Below are 20,396 nucleotides of genomic sequence, written 5' to 3'. Positions count from 1 at the left end.
GTTCACCTCAGCTTGGCCAGCCGGTACAGGAGAAAGGCGCCCAGGGCTTCCAGGGCGGCGGCGACCAGGACCATGGTCTGGCCGCTGTCGTCGTTCCACATGCGCATGAAATAGCCCCGGTTGATCACCATGATCAGCGTCCCCACCACCAGGGGCAGCAGGGCCAGCACCCAGGCCGACATGCGGATCTCGGAGGACAGCGCATGCAGTTCGCGCTCGGCGGACTGGCGGTCGCGGATGTAGGCCGACACGCGCTCGAGCACCAGGTCGGCGCGGCCGCCATAGCGCACGCTCATGCGGAACACGGCGGCCAGCAGGCCGAATTCGGGCAGGCGCCAGTTGCGCTCGAGCTGGCCCATGGCCTGCCCCAGATCGGGCGAGGCACTGAGCATGGCCGCCGCCTGCTGCAGGGCATCGCCCAGCGGATCGGGGACGTTGTTCAGCGCCATCTGGAAGGCTGCATGGGGCGAGTTGCCGATGGAGATCAGGCGGACCATGTTGTCCAGGAAGCCGGGCAGCTGCTGCAGCAGCCTTTCGCGGCGCTTGGCCTGCCGCCGCCAGATGCCCAGGCCCAGAAGCACGGCATAGAGCACGGCCACCACCAGCCCTGCCGCCGCTCCTGCCTGGCTGGCAGCCAGCAGGGCCAGGACCAGGCCGGTGATGGCGAACAGGGCCAGGGTGTTGGATGAGATGCCCCAGGACTGGATGCCCAGGCGCTGGTTCAGCCATTGCACCGCGGCAGGCGCCGGCGCAGGCTGCGGCGCGGCGGGCTTGTAGACAGGCTCGGCCATGGCAAGCGCGGGCGCAATCGCCTCCCTGTGGCCTTCGACGCTGCGCTGCAGGTGCAGCTTGATCGACTGCTCATGCTCCTTGCGGCGCCCGCGCATGATCACCCACAGCGCCAGTGCCAGCAGCAGGCAGGCCAGCGCGCCGAGGATGAGGATGACGGGTGCCAGGCCTGTCATCGCACGCCTCCGCTGCCGGCCTGCTGCTGCGAGCGCCACCAGCTCAGCAGCTTGGGCGAGTGGGGCGAGATGCCCAGCGAGACCCAGTGGTCGATTTCCTGCCCGTCGCCGCCCACCTGGGGCTCGTAGCGGTACAGCTCCTGCATGGAGATCATGTTGTCGGTCATGCCCGTGACCTCGGTCAGCGACAGCAGGCGCCGGCGGCCGTTGGACAGGCGTCCGATCTGCACGATGAAGTCCACGGCATTGGCGATCTGGCGGCGCAGGCTGACCTCGCTGCCCTGGAAGCCCGCAAAGCCTGCCAGCATCTCGGCCCGGTACAGGCACTCGCGCGGCGAGCTGGCGTGGATGGTGCCCATGGAGCCGTCATGGCCGGTGTTCATGGCCTGCAGCAGCTCCAGCACTTCGCCGCCGCGCACTTCGCCGACGATGATGCGGTCGGGCCGCATGCGCAGGCTGTTGCGCAGCAGGTCGCGGATGCTGACGTGGCCCGAGCCGTCGAAGCCGCCGGGGCGGCTTTCCAGCCGCACCACATGGTTGTGGTTGAGGGCCAGCTCGGCCGTGTCCTCGATGGAGACGATGCGCTCGCTGGAGGGGATGAAGCTGGCCAGCGCGTTGAGCAGCGAGGTCTTGCCCGAGCTGGTGCCGCCGCTGACCAGGATGTTGCAGCGCGCCTGCACGGCCATCTCCAGGATGCGGCAGATGTCGTGGTTGAAGGTGCCCAGCTGCACCAGCTCGGAAGGCGTCAGCGGGTCCTTGCGGAACTTGCGGATGGAGACCGAGGGGCCGTCGATGGACAGCGGCTCGATGATGACGTTGATGCGCCCTCCATCGGGCAGGCGGGCATCGACCATGGGGCTGGATTCATCGAGACGCCGGCCCAGCGGCGCCAGGATGCGGCGCACGATGCGCAGCACATGCTCGTCGTCCTTGAAGTGCAGGGTCTCGCGCTGCAGCACGCCGCCGCGCGAGACGTAGATGTTGCCATGGCCGTTGATGAGGATGTCCTCGACCCGGGGGTCCTCCAGCAGCGGCTGCAGCGGTCCCAGACCCGTGAGTTCGCGCGTGAGGGCGCGCGCCACCTGCAGCGCCTCCTGCTCGTTGACGGGCACGGAGTGCAGGCGGATGAAGCTGTCCAGCTCCATCAGCACGAACTGCGCGATGGCAGCCTGCGACCAGCGGCCGAACTCGGCGCCCAGCTCCTCGATGCGGCTGAGCAAATGCTCGTGCGTGCGGTTCTTCAGGTCGAGGAACAGCGCGCTTTGCTCGAACTCGCTGGCCTGTGCGTCCGCCAGATGGGAATAAGCCGTGGTCGTCATGGTGCGTTCAGCTTCTTGTTCGGTGGAAGAAACGGTTCAGTCCGCGGGCGGGCGCGGCCTGATCGCCCGCATGGGCCTGGTGGTGGGTGGTGATCAGCAAGGTGGCGAGCTTGTCCACGGCCTGCACATAGGGCTCCCGCTGCAGGCGGCTGGGCAGCAGCTGGCCCTGGTTGACGGCCTGGGCCAGCTCCCGGCGGCGCTCGGGGATGGTGGCCAGCAGCGGCAGCTGCAGCTGCCTGGCGATCTGCTGGGCCTCCAGTTCGAGCTGGCTGTCGTGCCGGCTGACGATGAGGTGCATGCGATCGCGCTCGATCTTTTGCTCGTCCAGCTGCCGCAGCAGTTCGGTGGTGGAGACCACGCTGGCCACGCTCTGGTCGCAGACCACCCAGACCTGGCTGGCGCGCAGCGCCACGCGCATGGCCAGGTGGGTGGGGACGACGGCGCCCAGGTCGGCAATCACGTGGCGGAAGTACTGGCGCAGGCGCAGCAGCAGGGCATCGACGTCGGCATACGAGACATCTCGCAGGCGGCTGGACTGGCGCGGCAGCGTGAGCATGCGCAGGCCGCTTTCGTGGCGTGACAGGCCGGTGGAGGCCAGGCGTCGGTCGAAGCGGCGCAGGTTGTTGACGGCCTCGATGAAGTCGAAGTCGCTTTGCGTTCCCATGTACAGGGAGCAGTCGCCGCTGGGATTGCCCAGGTCGATGAGCAGGCCGTCCAGCGTTTCGTTGCTGATTTCGCTGGCGCTGATTTCCTTGCCCTCGATCCGGCCGTGCAGGCGCTTTTGCAGATACCAGGCCAGGTGCGAGACCAGCAGGCTGCTGCCCAGGCCCGCGCGTGCGGACAGGATGGCCGTCAGCGGCGCGCTGGGCGCGCTGGACTGCGGTGCCGGCATGCGCTTGATCAACTCGCGCACGGTCTGCAGCGCGGTCTGCACGGGCGCGTCCACGTCCAGGAAATCCTGCACGCCGGCACGCAGGGCGGCCAGCATGCACTGCGGGTACTTGGTGCGGCCCACGGCCACGCAGGGCAGGTGGGGGTGGGAGATGTGCAGCTGGGAGGCCAGATGGGCGGCCTCGTCGGTGGACAGCGGGTCGAAATGCACAAAGATGGCATGCGGCATGAAGCGCTGTACCTGCTCCGTGATGTTGTCCTGGAAGCGCGCCACGTGCAGCCGTGTGCCGTCCAGCATGCGCTGCATCCAGGACTGGGCCAGCGCGCTTTCGGGCGTGCCGGCATGGATGAACAGCAGCTCCATCTCCAGCACATCGTCGAGCGGCTGTGGCGGCTGGCGCAGCGCGGCGGTCGATGCAGCGGCGGACGCCGCTGCGGCATGGGGCGGCGCCATCCTGTCCGGTGGCGCCTTGTCCAGCAGCGCTTTTTCCTGGGCCATCGCGTCGGTGGCGGGCTGCAGCTTGCCGGCCAGCGAGGTCGAGGAACGCAGACCCAGCAATGTCTCCAGCGAGGTGGGTGAGCCGATGGCCGGCGAGCCTGTGGCGTCCACAGGCGAATCGGTTGCGGTGGGCTTGCTTGTCATGTCGTCAGTACGAGAAACCGGGTACGGCGGTGTCTTGGTTCATTCCGCCGGCGAGGTAGGGCAGCCAGACCTTGCCGGCGTTGCGCTGCTCGGAGCGCGCGCCCGGCAGCAGGGCTTCGAGGTTGGTGCTGGCGGGCAGCGGGTGGACCAGGCGCGGGGTGACGATGATCACCAGCTCGGTCTCTTCCTGCGTGTAGTTGAGGTTCTTGAAGAAGGTGCCCAGGATGGGCAGGTCGCCCAGCACGGGCACCTTGCTGACGTTGGAGGTGGTGGCGCGGCTGACCAGCCCGCCGATGACGAAGCTCTCGCCATCGGCCAGCTCCACCGAGGTGTCGGCGCGGCGCGTGCGGATGGCGGGCACGGTGACGCCGCTGATGGTCACGCCGCTGTTGAAGTCCAGGTCGCTGGCCTCGGGCGAGACCTTCAGGGCGATGCGCTCGTCCGACAGGATGGTGGGCGTCAGCTGCAGCTTGATGCCGAACTCCTTGTACTGGATGGCAATGTTGCCGTCGCGCGCAGGCACGGGAATCGGCAGCTCGCCGCCGGCCAGGAAGCTGGCGTTCTGGCCGGTCTGTGCCAGCAGGGTCGGCCGGGCCAGCACGCGGGCCATGCCGTTGCCCTCGAGGATGCTCAGCTGCGTGACGATGCCGGCGCCGCTGAAGGCCTTGCCGAAGGTCATCACCAGGCTCATGGCGCTGGCAATGGCCGAGGAGGTGTTGTTGGACACGCTGCCCGATCCCGTGTTGCCCGAGCCCGTGCCGCCCGACCCGGTATTGCCCGTTCCCGTGCCCGTGCCGTTGGTATTGGTGCTGATGCTGCCGACCACGCCGGGGCTGAAGCTGCCGAAGCTGAAGCCCTGGTTGTTGCGCCCGCCGCTGTAGATATTGACGCCTACGCGCTTCATGGCGGATTTCTTGAACTCCACCACCTGCACGTCCACCTGCACGGTGTTGCTCCTGACATCGATCTGCGCGTTGTCCACCAGCGGCGTCTGGGCGGGCGCGCCCAGGCGCAGTTCGGCCACGGCCTGGGCATGCTCGGGGACCGAGGCCAGCCGCTTTTCCAGCAGCAGGTGCTGGCCTCTGACCTGAACCTCCCAGCGCTGGGGAACGCCGCCCTTGCGGGGCCACACCACCAAGCTGGTGCTGCCCTGGGCCTTGGGCGTGAGCAGCAGCTCGGTTCCGCCGGAGCCGGAGCCGGAGCCGGAGCCGGAGCCGGCACTGGCGCCGGAGCCCGGCGTGGCGCGCAGCAGTTTCACATCCAGCACATTGGGGTCGCCCACGGCGATGCGGACCGGGGCGTCGGCCAGCGCCATCAGGTGCTGGCGCCCGGCCACCAGCTGCAGGGATTCGCCAGGAAGCATGTCGCCGGCACCAGGGTTGGCCATGCCCTGGCCGGCAGCGGTGTCCGCTGGGGCAGACACCGCCGGCGTCAAGGCCAGCAAGGCCATGCTGCCGCACAGCGTCCAGACCGCCCTCTGCAGCGGCGTGGCCCCGGCCGTCGAGATGTTCTTGCACTTCATGGCATCTCCCTCTTGTTGTGTGTTGTCAGTAGTTCACCATCTGCACGGCCGCTCCGTTGTGCAGCTCCACCGTGCGTTCGCGCGGGGCCCGCTGCGGCTGCGGCCGCACGGCGGGCGCGAGGGCCGTCATGGGCTGCGCGGCCGGCTTGCGGATGTTCCTGGCGTCGGCGCCGGTGGCCAGGTCCTGCATGCGCAGGCCGGCGAAGGCGCGGTCTGCACCCTCCAGCGTCTGGTCCTTCCTGAGGCGGCCGGCCACCGGCTGCAGCGCGCCGGGCAGGGCGGCGAAGAGCTTGGGATCGGGCACGGACAGGTCGTCGGGGTTGCGCAGGGCCAGGGTGAGCTGGCCGAATTTCTCGGCCAGCGTGAGGCGCTCCACATCGTCCAGCGGCACGGCCAGCACGGCCGATTGCACGTTCTCCGGGCGCTGGCCTGCCTGATCGCCGGCGCTGGCGCGGCGCAGCGGCGAGCCTGACGACTCCTTGTCCTGCTGTGCCTGGCGCTGGGCCGCCGACAGAGGCGGGCGCTCGACGCTTCCGGCGCCATAGGCCAGCACGCGGCTGCGCGCCAGCAGCAGCCGGGTCTGCGCGTCCACGGGCGCCTGGTCGGACTTGCCGTCCAGCGTGAAGTAGACATCCACAAAATCACCGGGGCGCACATGGTGGCCTGCGGCCATCTGCTCCCGGATGGCAATCGCAACGGCCCGCTGGCCCGGCTCCAGCTGCAGCGCCAGGCCGCTGAGCAGTTGCTGCTCGAACAGCGGGGTGCCCGGTGTGAGCGGCATCAGCGTGGTGCGGCCCAGCACGTCGTCGGTTGCGGCAAAGCTGCCCGGCACGGGGGCAGGCAGCTGGGCCAGCTTCACATCGTCGCTGCCGATGCGCTGGCCTGCGGCAATGGCCTGGGCCACGACCACGACGGCGTGCAGCTGGGCCGGTTCGGGGGCCGGCTGCGACGAGGCCGCGGGGGAGGGGGCAGCCACGGGGCGTGCGGGCTGGCTGCCCAGCATCCAGGCAAGGCCCGCAAGCACGATGGCAAGCCCCACCAGCAGTCCGGCAAGAATCTTGGTGAGGTTCATGGCTGGGACTCCTGGTGCAAGTGCGTTGCGACGGTGTTCAGGGCCGGGGGCTGCCCTGGCGCTTTCCTGCCATGGCGGAGAAGCTCCTCCAGGGCAGGAAAGCGTCCAGGCAGCGCACGGCCATGGCGTGTGGCGGAGCCGGTCCATGGACGGCGTGGAGGCAGGCAGGTGACAGGCATGGGCATCTCCGGTTCAGACAAGTGGCTGGCTGTGGCGCCAGGCCAGGGCGATGGCCGCAATGGCCATGTAGCCGGCATAGGGGATGGAGCGCTGGGGCTGGCGCGGTCCATCGGTGGCGCCTGCGGGCCGGGGCGTCGCGCCCAGGGGCGCCAGGCGGGCAGTCCAGGACAGGGCGGCGCTGGACAGTGGCAGCCGTGCCTGCAGCCACAGCCCGGTGGGGCTGTCCCGAAGGTGGCGCAGCGACAGAACCAGTACACCGTGCAGGCCGGCCAGCAGGCTGCCGCCGGTCCAGATCAGCAGCAGGTCGAAGCCCCACCCGAACCACAGTCCCGCGACCGCGCCGAACTTGACGTCGCCCGCACCCATCCAGCGCAGTGCATAGAAAGGAAGCAGTACGGCAAACCCCGCCAGCATGCCGGCCAGCGCGTTCCAGGCCGAGACCTGGAACGGCTGGGCCCCACTGGCCAGTGCGCCAGCGCCTGTGGCCAGGCCGAGCAGCACCATCCAGTTGCGCACGCGGCGGATGCGCAGATCCATGGCCGCAATCGTTGCGAGCCATGTGATGCAGACGCATAGCCATAGCGAGGTCGGCTCCATCTTCAGGGGGCAAGTCCATTGAGCTTGGTGGCCAACCGGCTGAACAATCCGTTCAGATCGGTGCCCAGCGCGGTGGCGCCCACGACGATGCCCACGGCGATCAGCCCGGCAATCAGTCCGTACTCGATGGCGGTGGCGCCTTCCTCGTCTTTCCAGAAGTTCTTGATCGTTTCGGTCATGTCATGGTCCTTTCGGTTTGCAAGTTGCCTCGGGGCCGGTGGCCGGCATGGCGATCGCGCATCGGGCCGACCCCTTGCGGGCCCACTCGGATCGCGCCGGAGCCGGCGCTCAGGGAACGAAGCCGGTGAGCTTGGTGGCGATCCGTGTGAACAGGCCGTTCAGATTGGTGCCCAGCGCAGTGGCGCCCACCACGATCCCCACGGCGATGAGGCCGGCGATCAAGCCGTACTCGATGGCGGTGGCGCCTTCCTCGTCTTTCCAGAAGTTCTTGATGATGTCGGTCATGGCATCGTCCTTTCGGTTGCAAAAGCCCATCGTTGTCGATGGCAGCGGCTGGCGATGGGCCCAAGCCGGCCGCTGCACGGGAACCCCTGCTTCCCACTTCACCACTGCTGTCGCGCGGCGGTGGTTTGAAAAGCGTCTGAAATGGGGCGCAACTGCTGCTCAAGGCGCAGCTGGATTCGTTGGGGCATGGCGCTGGCGGACAGGGTGGCCACGGCAGCGTCCATGGGGTCGGGGCGGGTGCGCGAGGGGGCCTGGCCGGGAGCCATGCCGGGCACCGTGCCGGGCGAGGGGTCCGGCGTGCCGCCACCTGCTGGAATGGGTTTTTGCGTGCTGAACAGCGCGTTCAGCCATTGGTCGGGCGGGTCCTGCGGCAGCAGGCGGCCGGTGGTGCGCGCCAGGCGCAGTTCGTTGATGCGCTGGTCGTAGATGGCGTCGGCCTCGTCCAGCAGCAGGCGCTGCATGTCCAGCTGGGCGTCCAGCACCTGGGCCAGGCTGCCGCGGCCGACTTCGAGCAGGCGCCGGCGGCCCTCGAAGGCGGCGCGCGCCTCGCGCACGGCGTCGGCCAGCTGGCTTTCGCGCTGGCGGCCGGACTGGGTGCGGCCCCAGGCGGCGGAGGCGGTCTCGCGCACCTGGCGGCGCACGGTTTCCTGTTGCGCTTCCTGGGCCTGCAGTTCGTTGATGGCCTTGAGGATGCGGTCGCGCAGCTCGAAGCCGTTGCCGAAGTTCCAGCTCAGCTCCACGCCGTAGCGCGTGCCCTCGGCATAGAGCACGCCGCTGGGGTCGCGCGTGTGGGCCACCACGGCGGCCAGGGTGGGAAAGCGCTGGGATTTGCTGCGGTCGACTTCGGCGCGGGCCTTCTCGATCTGCTGCTGCATTTCCTGCAGCTCTGGGCTGACGGCTTCGGACGCCTGCAGGGCCGAGTCTTCGCTGGCCGGCATCCATTGCTCGGGCACATTGAGCTGGGGCAGCCAGCCGGCCTGGGGCGTGAAGCCGAAGTAGCGCGTGAAGCGGGCCAGCGCATCCATGCGCTGCGACTCCAGCGCATGCTGCTGGGCCAGGGCGCCGGCCTGGCGCGAGGCGGCCTGGCGCAGGTCGTTGCGGCCCACGGCGCCCAGTTCGGCGCGGCGCTCCTCGATGCGCGCGAGCTGGCCGATGATGCGTGCCGACTCGGCCGCCACGCGCGCCTTGTCCTCGAAGCGGTGCAGCTCCAGCAGGGCGGTCAGTGCCTCCAGCAGCACGTTCTGGCGCGTGCCGTAGAGCACGCTGCCCTGGGCCGCCTCCTGCGATTCGGCCGAGCGGATGCCCGCGCCGATGGCTCCGCCATCGAGCAGGGCCATGCGCACTTCGGCATTGACGGCGGTGTACGACTCGCGGCCCCGGCGGAGCTTGGCATCGCCCGTGTTGGTGCCCACCTTGAAGGTGGGCCAGCGCGCGCCGCGCGCGGTGTTCACGTCATGCCCGGCCGATTCCAGCGCGGCGCGCGCCTTGCGCACGTCGGGGTATTCGTCGAGCAGGGCGTAGAGGGCATCGAGCAGGCGGCGCTGCCCGCTGTCGCTGGCCAGGGTGCCGGGCGTGAGCTGCTGGGCCAGGCGCAGGACCACGGCGTCGGGTACCGGGACGGATGCGGGTTCGGGTGAAGGTGCGTGAGCGTGAGCGTGAGCGGAGTCCGCCGTGCCCGCCGCAGCCGTGGTGGCCAGGTCCGGTTCCTCGGCCGCCATGGGCGCGGCCTCAGCCTGCAGCGCCTGCAGGGCCGATACGCAGCAGGCAGTGGCCAGCAGCTGGCGCAGCCGGGCGTGCCAGCCTGTGGTGGGAGTGGACGGGCGGCCTTGCATCAGGGCTCCCGGAAGGCTTCGCTCTGGATGCGCAGCACGGGCCGCAGCAAGTACCAGATAAAGGGTTCGTGGCCCAGCAGCAGGTCGAGCTCGGCCTGCATGCCGGTGGTGATGCGGTTGTCGGTGCGGCCCACCCAGGGCTGCTCCAGGCTGGCCTGGATGCGGAAGTACGAGGGCGAGTCGGCCAGGTTGGGGTCGCGGTCGGCATCGGCGGCCACCAGGGTGACCTGGCCGGGCACCGAGCCGTAGCGCAGGAAATCGTAGGCCGAGATCTTCACCCGGGTGGGCTGGCCGGTGCGCACGTAGCCACGGTCGGCGGGGCTCAGGCGTGCTTCGACGATGACCTCGTCCTTGTCGGGCACGACTTCGAGGATGGGCTCGCCGGGCTTGACCACCCAGCCTGCACCCGAGCTGCGCAGTCCCTTGACGAAGCCGCTGGTGGGCGCCAGCACGGCGGTGCGCGTGCGCTGGGTCCGGGCGCGCACCAGGTCTTCGTTGAGGCTGGCCAGCTCGCGTTCGGTCTGGGCCAGTTCGTCGGAGGCGCGGCGGCGGAAGGCGCCCTGGGTCTCCTGCAGCTTGGCCTGGGCCTGCTCGATCTTGGCGCGGTTGCTGAACAGCGTCTGGCGCGATGCCGCCAGCTCGGCGCGGACCTGCTCCAGCGCCCGCTGCTTGTCCAGCACTTCCAGCTGGCCGATCAGCTGCTCGGCGGCGAGCTGCCCGGCAATGGAGGCTTCCTGCTGGTGCAGGCGCAGATTGGTCTCCAGCCCCTCGATGCGGGCCTGGACCTGGGCCACGTCGCCGCGTGCCTGCTGCAGCTGGGCCTGGGCCGCGGCAATGCTGCCCTGGTGTTCCAGCGCGCGGGCCGAGAAGGCGCCCAGCTCGGCCTGGACCACCTGCGGGTCCAGGTCGGCCGGGAAACTGGTGCGCTGCAGCGGCCTGCCCTGGCTTTCCGCGCCCAGCCGTACCTTGACCGCCTGGGCCGTGGCCATGCGCGCCGTGAGCTGTTCGAGGTTGAGGCTGTTGCCGCCCAGGTCGATCTCCAGCAGGGGCTGGCCCTGGGTCACGGCCTGGCCTTCGCGCACATGGACGGCGGTGACGATGCCGCCTTCCAGATGCTGCACGGTCTGCACGCGGTCGGAGGGGATGACCTGGCCGCTGGCCACCACCACGTTCTCCACGGGATAGAACAGGCCGGTGATCACCAGCGCGGTGACCGGGATGGCGAGCAGCCACTTGCCGCGCGCCAGGCCTGCCCAGCGCGATACGGGGGGCGTTGCGGGTGGCGTTGCGCCGGATGCATCCGCGCCGGCCCCGGCCGGCCCGGCCTCGAGCGGGCGGGATGGCTGGTGCGACTGGCGCAGCACCAGGGGCAGATCGTCGTAGCGGCCGGCTCTCATGAGGCAAGCTCCGGCGCCACGGCGGGCTGGTCGGGATGCGGGGCCTTGTCGGCGGGTGCGGGGGCCGCTGCGGGCACGGCGGCCTCGCGTGCCGTGCCGAACAGCTGGGGCAGCAGTTGCTGGGGCGAGCCATGCTCGATGCCGCCATCGCCGCGCACATGGTAGAGGTGCTGGGCCATGGAGGCCACGCGCAGCGAGTGCGTGACGACGATGACCGTGTGCTTGAGCGCAATCTGCCGCAGTGTCTGCAGCAGGGCGGTTTCGCTCTCGAAATCCAGGTCGTTGCTGGGCTCGTCCAGGATCAGTACGGAGGGGTTGCGCAGGAACAGCTGGGCCAGGGCCAGCTTGCGCAGCTCGCCCGCCGACAGGCCCGCGCCGCCTTCGCCCAGCACCGTCTGGTAGCCCTGGGGCAGGCGGCTGATGAAGCCATGCGCGCCCGAGATCTGGCAGGCGGTGACGATCTTGTGGTCGTCGGCATCGGGATTGACCATGCGCAGCCCGTCCACGATGGGGCCGCTGAACCAGTACACCTGCTGGGCCAGGCAGCCTATCCAGCGGCCCAGCTCGGCGCGCGGGAACTGGGCCATGTCGTATTCATCGATGAAGATGCGGCCCTGCGTGGGCTGGTAGAGCCCTGCCAGCAGCTTGGCCAGGGTGGACTTGCCGGCGCCGTTGCGCCCCACGATGGCGTGCAGCCCGCCGGGGCCGATCTCCAGCGAGGCCTGCTCCAGCGCCACATGGCCGCCCGGGTAGTGGAAGCTGGCCTGGTCCAGGCGCAGCCGGCCCTGGGGACGCGGCAGGTCCACGGTCTCGGCCGTGATTTCGACGGGCTCCTCCAGCACGGACTGCAGGCGGCGTGCGGCCTCGTTGGCCTGGGCCAGCGAGCGCCAGTTGCTGGCCAGCTGCGAGATGGGGCCCAGCGCCTTGCCCGACAGCAGGTTCACGGCCATCAGGCTGCCGATGCTCATCCACTGCGCATTGATGGCAATGGCACCCACGGTGATCACCGCGATGGAGAACAGCGTCAGCAGCACGGTGCTGGCTTCGCGCGCGTTTTCCATCTCGCCGTTCTTGCCGAAGCTCTCGGCCAGCCAGCGGTCATAGCCGTTTTGCCAGTTCTGGCGCGCGGCGGCGTCGTAGCCCAGCACCTTCAGCGTGGCGCGGGCGTTGCAGACTTCGGCCGTGCCCCGGTCCAGCATGCGGGCCTGGGCGATTTCCCCCACGCGGCCGCTGCGCACCTCGTCGGCCCACCACCAGGCCAGCACGCCCATGATGAGCATGGCCACCAGGATCACCGGCAGCACGGGCCAGGCAATGATGCCGATGACCACCAGGGCCAGCAGGGCCATGGGCAGGTCCAGCAGCGAGGTCGCCAGGCCCCCGGACATGCCCGAGCGCATGGCGCTCACGTCGCGGAACAGCTGCAGCCACTGGCTGGAAGAGCGCTGCTCCAGCGCGGCCAGCGGGTGGCGCAGCATGGAATGCATTAGCGCCTGGGAGACATCGCGGTCGATCATGGCGCCGGCTTCGCGCAGGGCGCGGGCGCGCCGGCGGCGCAGCCACCATTCCAGGCCCAGGAAGCACAGCACGCCGGCCACCATGGCCGTGAGCGTGGCCGTGCCGCCGCGTGCAATGACGCGGTTGTAGACCTGCAGCAGGAAGATGGATGGCAACAGGCCCAGCACACTGATGGGCAGGGACAGCCACGCGGCACGGCGCAGCTGGTGAGCGGCCCGGTCGGAGGACTCGGCGATGGCAGTTGCAAAAGCCCCCACCGTCTCCGTTCCCGACGGCATCGCCGTGGCCTTGGCCAACTGGCGGGGAAGAAGGTATCGGATCATGTTCTGATGGGCTTAGTAAACGTCTTTACAAAATGTAAAGGCGCTCGTTTCCCAAATACTGTAGCGAGTTATATACAGTCCTCTATAAGTTTTATTCAATCAATAATGCATGTTCATTTGATTTTGATGTGGATCAAAGCGGATGGCGGGGCTGGATGCTATTAGGTGGGCCCCGTGTCCACTGAAACTGTCTCGTATGGCATCTGCGGCCAGGGCCAGATTGGTAGTGGCGCGGCCTGCCAACAAAACCGTGTCGCCTTTATGGGTTGTGCGAAGAAGTGAACAGATCAATTGATTGAGATCGTCATACCAATTGACGTGCAGAAGATCTGCCAGCGCCGCCGCCAGCTGCCGCAGCGGCTCGCCGTACAGCAGCACGCGCCGGGCCTGGGCCGCGCGCACCAGCGGCTCCAGCGCCAGCTGTGCAGTGTCCATGCTGACCTGGCCCGGCTGTATGCCGGCCAGCACGATCAGCCTGCGGCTGACATGGGGGGCGTGCTCCTGCAGCTGGGAAAAAGCAGCATGCATGGACAGTAAGTGGTTGCTCAGGCTGTGGTCCAGCAGGCAGATTCCACTGGGCAGCAGCTGCGGCTGGCCAGCGCCGATCAGCGGCCGCCAGTGCGCGAGCGAGGCCTGGACCTGTGCAGGCGCATAGCCCAGCGCATGCATGGCGGCCAGCGCGGCCTGAGCATTGCGGGCCATGTGGTGACCATCCGATTGCAGGGAAATCCCGAGGCGCCGGTTGTCTATGCTTATTTGCAGATTTCCATTGTGAAATCCCATTTCACGGACCTGCGCATTGGAATGCGGACCGAAGGTGATGAGACGCATTCCCATGCGTTGGGCATTCTCAATAATGCACGGGTTTTCACCTATGTCTTGTTCGATCACCAATGCACTGCCTTTGTGCATGTGCTGCATGGCTTCCACGACTTCCTGCAGCGCCTCGTATTTGCGGCAGGCGGACAGACCGGCCGGTCCGCACTGCTCGGAATCACCAGTACTGGGGATGTCATTAATTGAAAGATTAGTAATAACCAGAATGTCTGGATCAATCAGCGGCAGATCTCCACGCAGTGCCTGCAATGGCAACTCCAGCAGGGCGCAGGGCGCTGCCTCGCTCCAGTTGATCATCTGCAGCGCCGTGCCCTGGGACAGCAGGGCGTCGCCCCGTGCATCGCCGCCGTCCTGCAGGCATTGGCGCAGCATGCCCAGGGTGGATGTCTTGCCCACGCAGCCGCTGACCGCGATCACGGGCGCCTGGATGCGGCGCCGGGCGGCCTGCGCCAGGCTGCGCAACCCTTCCTGTATGTCGGGCACATGCAGCACGGGCACGCCATGGTGCAGCAGGCCCTGCGGGCTGCTGCTGATCAGGGCCGAGGCCCGCAGCGTGGGCAGCGCGGCGGCCTGCACGCCCAGGGCCATGCCGGCACGCCGCACCAGCACGGCGGCGCCGGGCTGATGGTGCAGGCGGCTGGCGTCCAGCCCCGCGCAGCAGGTGCCGGCACCTCTGCCTTGCGCTGACGGGGCATCCAGCCAGCGTCCGTTCATCAGCTCGGCCAGTGCAGGGCCTTCCCAGGACATGGACGGGTACAGGGTCCCGGCCGCGGGCGAGAAAGCCGGCCGGCCCGCGGCCTCGCCGTCGCGCGCCCCCGGCAAGCAGGCCCTGGCAGGGCTGCCGTCCGCATCCGGGCCATTGCCGGCCTGCGCAGGCACGGCCTCGCCTTCGCCTTCGGTTTCGTGCTCCGGTTCGGTTTCGGCCACTGCGTGGCTGGCAGCCGAGCGCAGTGCCTGGGCCAGCGCGTCCAGCAGCTCCAGGCCGGCCAGGCTGGATGCCAGCAGCCAGGCGATTTCGCGCGGGGACTGCAGCACCTGGCGCAGGCTGGCGTCGGCAAAGGCGGCATGGCGGCGCCGGGCGGGCGGCAGGTACAGCGCCTGTTCCGGCCAGATGGCGCGCTGGGCCAGGGCCTGCAGATGGCGCTGCAGGCCGATTTGCCACTGGCGCAGCAGGTCCGTGGGCTGTGGCTCCAGGCCAGCGTCGAGCTGCAGGCTTTCGACCAGTGCAATGCCTATCCAGCGAGCGCAGGGGTCGTCGGCCTGCCCGCCAGGGCGGTCATCGGGGCTGCCGGGCATGCGCAGCAGCGGCGGCAGCGCTGCCTGCAGGAAGGCGGCGGGCAGGACGGCCGTCTCGGGCAGGGCGCTGCGCGCCGCACGCAGCGTGGGGCTGTCGCTGGTGGGCGGGCGGGAGCTGGCATAGGCATGCATGGCCAGTTCGGCCCAGCTCAGCAGGGGCTGGCCGCTGCGGGATGCATCGGCGTGGGCAGCAGCCTCGGCCTTGGTGGCGCTGGCCGACGCGGCCGCGGTGGACAGCAGGCTTTCCGCCAGCGGGTCCATCAGCGCCGGAATGCGGGCGCGGGCCTGGCTGTCGGCCCCCGGCCCCAGCACAAAACTGTTGCGCAGGTGGCGGGCCAGCACCAGCATGGCCAGCGCGCCGGACAGGCAGTCGCCGGGCAGCGGCTGCAGCCGCTGCTCCACGTGGCCCATGGCCAGCGCAATGGCCTGCGCCAGTGCGGCGCTGCCCGCATGGCGCTGGGCCTGCAGCAGGGCGTAGGTCACGCCCAGGTGGTCGCACACGTCTTCGCAACCGGGCCAGCTCCCTTCCTTGCCCTGTTGCGCCAGCAGCTGCTGGACCGCGGCGTGCACCGGCACGAGGTGTGGCCACAGGCGCTGCTGCGGCGGGTCGGTTCGCGGCACGGCCAAGGCGGGATGCTCACCGCTGATGTACATGCCGCGCAGGTGCAGCAGCAGGCAGGGGGGATGCAGGGGGCGTGGGAGGGGGGGCTCATCGTCGGGTGCGTCGGCAGCCCCACCCTGGGGCGGATCGGGCAGCAAGGGGTGCAGCAACTGCGCGCGCTCCAGGCTGGCATCGGCCAGGGCAAGGGAGCGCAGGGGCATCTCGGTCCAGGCACGGCAATCGGGCAGGGGACTGTCCGCCTCCAGGGGTGTGATGTCCTGGACCCAGTCGATGCGCAGATCGACCTCATCGCGCTTGCGGGCCCAGGCCCACTGGCGCACGCGGGTCGCCCCCTCGCGCCAGGCGGCCTCCAGCGTGGTGGCGCGTACATGGAAGACGGAGGCGGCCTTGTTCTCGGCCGCCACCGTGAAGAAAAGAATGCAGCCGGGGTAGGGCTCGGGCAGCAACACCATGTGCCGTGCCAGGTACTCCAGGCCATTTGCCAATTGCTGCGACAACATGCTCTCGGCCTCGGTCAAGGTCAGTGGGAGGCTGCGCTTCCCGTGGGAACGGGACGCCGGGCTGCGGTGCGCTGACCGCGTACGGATCTGTTCTTTCATGGCGGCCCGGCGGCAGGCGAGTGCGGAGCGCGGCGGCTCAGCGGTAGTCGAATTCCACGCGCCGGTTGCGCTGGTGGGCGTCTTCGCTCGTGCCTTCGTCGGCCAGCCGCTCCTTGCCGTAGCTGACGGACTCCACGCGGGCCGGATTCACGCCCAGCAGCTGCAGGCTGTTGCGCACCGCGTCGGCACGTTTTTGGCCGAGCGCCAGGTTGTATTCGATGCCGCCGCGCCTGTCCGTATGGCCGCGCAGCATCACCGAGCGGCCGGGATTGCTGCGCAGCCACTGCGCATGGCTTTCCACGATGGCCCGGTCGCTGCTGCGGATGGTGTAGGCGTCAAAGTCGAAGTAGACGATGTGGGCGACATTGGCGGGACCGCGCTGGTCGGCCTGGCTCGTGGCCACCACGGGTGCGACGCCGGAGCTGGCCGGCGCAGGCGCCGGGGCCTTGCCGAAGGCGTAGTGGTGTTCGGAACGCTGCGTGCTGGTGGTGGCGGTGGAACCGCAGGCGGCCAGGCCTGCGGCCAGCAGCACGATGGTGCACAGCCTGAGAGTGTGTGACATGGAAAATCTCCTGGGACGTGCGCCGCCACCGCGAGGCGGCGGCGCAGGGAAGGAATGCGGCGCCCGCAGGCGCCGCTGCAGCTCACAGCAGGGCGTTGTGGTGCAACTGCTGCGTCAACACGCTGGCTGCTGCATCGGCCGTGCTGCTGGCATGGCTGCTGATGGAGGTGGCAATCGGATCCAGCTCGGCCGCAGAGGCCGTTGCCGCTTGCGAAGTGCCGCCCAGAAGGCCTCCGAGCAGTCCGCCACCGGACGATCCCCCCAGCAGCCCGCCCAGCAGGCCACCGCCACTGCTGCCGCCGCCCAGCAGTCCGCTGACGATGCCGTTGTCGCCGACGACCGTGTTGACCACACCGCTGACGATGCCGTTGTCGCCGGCCACGGTGTCGAGCACGCCGCTGACGATGCCGTTGTCGCCGGCCACGGTGTCGAGCACGCCGCTGACGATGCCGTTGTCGCCGGCCACCGTGTCCAGCACGCCGCTGACGACGCCGTTGTCACCGGCCACGGTCTCCAGCAGGCCGCCGACCAGGCCGGTGTCGCCCGTGAGGCCGCCCAGCAGGCCACCGTCGCCGCCGAGCAGCCCGCCGACGATGCCGTTGTCGCCGGCCACGGTCTCCAGCAGGCCGCCGACCAGTCCGGTGTCGCCCGTGAGGCCGCCCAGCAGGCCACCGTCGCCGCCGAGCAGGCCGCCAACGATGCCGTTGTCGCCGGCCACGGTGTCGAGCAGGCCGCCGACCAGGCCGGTGTCGCCCGTGAGGCCGCCCAGCAGGCCACCGTCGCCGCCGAGCAGGCCGCCAACGATGCCGTTGTCGCCAGCCACGGTGTCGAGCAGGCCGCCGACCAGGCCGGTGTCGCCCGTGAGGCCACCCAGCAGGCCACCGTCGCCGCCGACCACGCCGCCAACCACGCCGCCCAGTAGGCCGTCGCCTCCCGTCAGACCGGCCAGCACGCCGTTGACGGTGCCGATCACCGGCTGCAGCGCCTGGCCCGGGACCTGCGTCAGGCCGTTGGCCAGGTCCGTCACCACGCCCAGCGGGCCGCCGTTCACCTGGGTCACGCCTTCGACCAGGCCCGTGACCACGGACAGGGCGCCGGTGCCGGGGTTGATCACCGCATCCAGCACCTGGCCCACAGGCGCTCCGGCCGTGCCGCCGAGCAGGTCATCGACGGTGTTCTGCACCGTGGTGACCAGGCCTTCGCCGCTGCCTGTGCCGCCACCCGGAACCAGGCCGCCCAGCAGCCCGCCGACCAGGCCGTCCTCGCCGAGCACGCCACCCAGCAAGCCGCCGTCACCGCCGAGCAGGCCGCCGACCAGGCCGTCATCGCCGAGCACGCCACCCAGCAAGCCGCCGTCACCGCCGAGCAGGCCGCCGACCAGGCCGTCATCGCCAAGGACGCCACCCAGCAAGCCGCCGTCACCGCCGAGCAAGCCACCGACCAGGCCGTCGTCGCCAAGGACGCCGCCCAGCAGGCCGCCGTCACCGCCGAGCAAGCCGCCGACCAGGCCGTCCTCGCCGAGCACGCCACCCAGCAAGCCGCCGTCACCGCCGAGCAAGCCACCGACCAAGCCGTCGTCGCCAAGGACGCCGCCCAGCAGGCCGCCGTCACCGCCGAGCAGGCCGCCGACCAGGCCGTCATCGCCAAGGACGCCACCCAGCAGGCCGCCGTCACCGCCGACCACACCACCCAGCAGGCCATCGCCGCCGGTCAGGCTGGCCAGCACGCCGTTGACGGTGCCGATCACCGGCTGCAGTGCCTGGCCCGGGACCTGCGTGAGGCCGTTGGCCAGGTCCGTCACCACACCCAGCGGACCGCCGTTGACCTGGGTCACGCCTTCCACCAGACCCGTGACCACGGACAGGGCGCCGGTGCCGGGGTCGATCAGCGCATCCAGTACCTGGCCCACAGGCGCTCCGGCCGTGCCACCGAGCAGGTCGCCAACGGTGTTCTGTACCGTGGTGACAAGGCCGTCGCCGCTGCCTGTGCCGCCACCCGGAACCAGGCCGCCCAGCAGTCCGCCGACCAGGCCGTCCTCGCCGAGCACGCCGCCCAGCAGGCCGCCGTCACCGCCGAGCAGGCCGTCGTCGCCAAGGACGCCACCCAGCAGGCCACTGTCACCGCCCAGCAGGCCGCTGACCAGCTCGCCGATGCCGCCTTCACCCAGGCCGCTGCCCAGGCCGGCAATCAGGCCGTTGAGGGTTCCGATCACGGGCTGCAGTGCCTGGCCATCGACCTGGGTCAGGCCATTGACCAGTTCGGTCAGCACGCCCAGGGGGCCGCCGTCCACGCTTGTCAGGCCTTCCAGCAGGCCGGTGACGACCGAGGCCGTTCCATCGGTGGGATTGGCCAGCGCGTCCAGCAGTTGGCCCACAGGGGCTGCGACGGTGCCGCCGAGCAGGCCGTCCACCACGTCCTGGACCGTGGTGACCAGGCCGTCACCGCTGCCGCCTCCCGTGCCGCCCGGGATCAGGCCGCCCAGCAGGCCGTCGACCAGTTCACCGATGCCGCCTTCACCCAGGCCGCTGCCCAGGCCGGCAATCAGGCCGTTGAGGGTGCCGATCACCGGCTGCAGGGCCTGGCCGTCCACCTGGGTCAGGCCGTTGACCAGTTCGGTCAGCACGCCCAGGGGGCCACCGTCCACGCTGGTCAGGCCTTCCAGCAGGCCGGTGACGACCGAGGCCGTTCCATCGGTGGGATTGGCCAGCGCGTCCAGCAGTTGGCCCACAGGGGCTGCGACGGTGCCGCCGAGCAGGCCGTCCACCACGTCCTGGACCGTGGTGACCAGGCCTTCTCCCGTGCCGCCACCCGTGCCGCCGCCGGGCACCAATCCACCCAGCAGGCTGCCGACCAGTCCGCCGAGCCCATCTTCGCCCAGGCCGTTGCCCAGGCCGGCAATCAGCTCGTTGAGCGTGCCGATCACCGGGGCCAGGCCTTCGCCGTCCACCTGGGTGAGGCCGTTGACCAGTTCGGTCAGCACACCCAGGGGGCCGCCCTCGACATTGGTCAGGTTCTCCAGCGCGCCGGTCACGGTGGACAGCAGTCCGTCCGTGGGATTGGCCAGGGCATCCAGCAACTGGCCCACAGGCGCTGCCACCGTGCCGCCCAGCAGGCCGTCCACGACGTCCTGCACGGACGTGACCACCCCGCTGTCAGGCGTGCCGGGCGGGTTGCCCGTTCCGCCGCCCACCAGGCCGCCCAGCAGGCCACCCACGCCGGCGAGCAGGCCGCCCAGCGCACCGTCTTCGTCGAGCAGGCCGCCGAGCACGTTGTCCACTACCGTGCCTATGGAGCCGCCGGAGCCCGCTTCGTCCAGGCCCTTGAGCAGCTCATTGAGCGTGCTGATCAGGGGCTCCAGGCCCTGGTTCTGGATGTTGACCAGGCCGTCCACCAGCTCGGTGAGCACGCCCAGCGGCCCGCCATTGGTGCTGGTCAGGCTCTCCAGCAGCCCTGTCACCCCGGACAGCGTGCCGCTGCCGGGATTGACCAGCGTATCGATCAGGTTGCCCACCGGGCCGGCGACCGTGCCACCGGACAGCGCACCCACCACGTCCTGCACGGAGGTGATCAGGCCGTGGCCGTCCGTGGGATCCGTCGGATTGGTGGGGTCCGTGGGATTGGTCGGATTGGTCGGGTTCGTCGGGTCCGTGGGATTGGTGGGGTTGGTCGGGTTGGTGGGATCCGTGGGGTTGGTCGGATTGGTGGGGTTCGTAGGATTGGTCGGGTTCGTGGGATCCGTGGGGTTGGTCGGATTAG

At 69.8% G+C, this 20,396-nt stretch carries 14 protein-coding genes; all 14 read right to left on the bottom strand.

The window, feature by feature from the left end; genetic code table 11:
- Positions 1–2: 2 nt before the first annotated feature.
- Positions 3–965 (bottom strand): type II secretion system F family protein, encoded by a 963-nt coding sequence (locus tag ACF8ML_RS12525; RefSeq protein ID WP_016450673.1) that lies wholly within the window; start codon positions 963–965, stop codon positions 3–5.
- Positions 962–2,284 (bottom strand): CpaF family protein, encoded by a 1,323-nt coding sequence (locus ACF8ML_RS12520; protein WP_016450674.1) that lies wholly within the window; start codon positions 2,282–2,284, stop codon positions 962–964. The genes ACF8ML_RS12525 and ACF8ML_RS12520 overlap by 4 nt, the downstream gene beginning before the upstream one ends.
- Positions 2,285–2,291: 7 nt before the next feature.
- The gene (locus ACF8ML_RS12515; protein ID WP_126313053.1) at positions 2,292–3,818 is read right to left on the bottom strand and encodes a pilus assembly protein CpaE; all 1,527 of its coding nucleotides are present in this window, start codon (positions 3,816–3,818) and stop codon (positions 2,292–2,294) included.
- Between the two features lie 4 nt (positions 3,819–3,822).
- Positions 3,823–5,340, bottom strand: coding sequence for a type II and III secretion system protein family protein (locus ACF8ML_RS12510; protein ID WP_392405762.1), 1,518 nt, complete (start codon positions 5,338–5,340; stop codon positions 3,823–3,825).
- Positions 5,341–5,365: 25 nt separating this feature from the next.
- On the bottom strand, positions 5,366–6,412 hold the full coding sequence (cpaB, locus tag ACF8ML_RS12505; protein WP_016450677.1) for a Flp pilus assembly protein CpaB: 1,047 nt from the start codon (positions 6,410–6,412) through the stop codon (positions 5,366–5,368).
- Positions 6,413–6,604: 192 nt separating this feature from the next.
- A complete protein-coding gene (locus ACF8ML_RS12500; RefSeq protein ID WP_080649882.1) occupies positions 6,605–7,189 on the bottom strand; it encodes a prepilin peptidase in 585 nt (194 codons plus the stop codon).
- Positions 7,190–7,191: 2 nt separating this feature from the next.
- Positions 7,192–7,368, bottom strand: a complete 177-nt coding sequence (locus ACF8ML_RS12495; protein ID WP_043792328.1) for a Flp family type IVb pilin — start codon at positions 7,366–7,368, stop codon at positions 7,192–7,194.
- A gap of 109 nt (positions 7,369–7,477) precedes the next feature.
- The gene (locus ACF8ML_RS12490) at positions 7,478–7,654 is read right to left on the bottom strand and encodes a Flp family type IVb pilin (RefSeq protein WP_013803749.1); all 177 of its coding nucleotides are present in this window, start codon (positions 7,652–7,654) and stop codon (positions 7,478–7,480) included.
- 98 nt (positions 7,655–7,752) lie between these two features.
- Positions 7,753–9,486 (bottom strand): TolC family protein, encoded by a 1,734-nt coding sequence (locus ACF8ML_RS12485; RefSeq protein ID WP_392405758.1) that lies wholly within the window; start codon positions 9,484–9,486, stop codon positions 7,753–7,755.
- Positions 9,486–10,883, bottom strand: a complete 1,398-nt coding sequence (locus tag ACF8ML_RS12480; protein WP_016450682.1) for an HlyD family type I secretion periplasmic adaptor subunit — start codon at positions 10,881–10,883, stop codon at positions 9,486–9,488. The genes ACF8ML_RS12485 and ACF8ML_RS12480 overlap by 1 nt, the downstream gene beginning before the upstream one ends.
- Complete coding sequence (locus ACF8ML_RS12475) at positions 10,880–12,724, bottom strand: peptidase domain-containing ABC transporter (RefSeq protein ID WP_392405756.1); 1,845 nt, start codon at positions 12,722–12,724, stop codon at positions 10,880–10,882. The genes ACF8ML_RS12480 and ACF8ML_RS12475 overlap by 4 nt, the downstream gene beginning before the upstream one ends.
- Before the next feature lie 99 nt (positions 12,725–12,823).
- Complete coding sequence (locus ACF8ML_RS12470; protein WP_392405754.1) at positions 12,824–15,979, bottom strand: Mur ligase; 3,156 nt, start codon at positions 15,977–15,979, stop codon at positions 12,824–12,826.
- Positions 15,980–16,115: 136 nt separating this feature from the next.
- A complete protein-coding gene (locus tag ACF8ML_RS12465; RefSeq protein WP_016450685.1) occupies positions 16,116–16,640 on the bottom strand; it encodes an OmpA family protein in 525 nt (174 codons plus the stop codon).
- Positions 16,641–16,722: 82 nt separating this feature from the next.
- Positions 16,723–20,396, bottom strand: a 3,674-nt coding sequence (locus tag ACF8ML_RS12460) for a hypothetical protein (protein ID WP_392422624.1), incomplete at its 5' end; no start/stop codon positions are given.

It is taken from the genome of Delftia sp. WSY_10 (assembly GCF_043104705.1).
GTDB classification, from domain to species: Bacteria; Pseudomonadota; Gammaproteobacteria; order Burkholderiales; family Burkholderiaceae_C; genus Comamonas; species Comamonas tsuruhatensis.
This window is presented reverse-complemented; position numbering and strand designations above follow the sequence as displayed.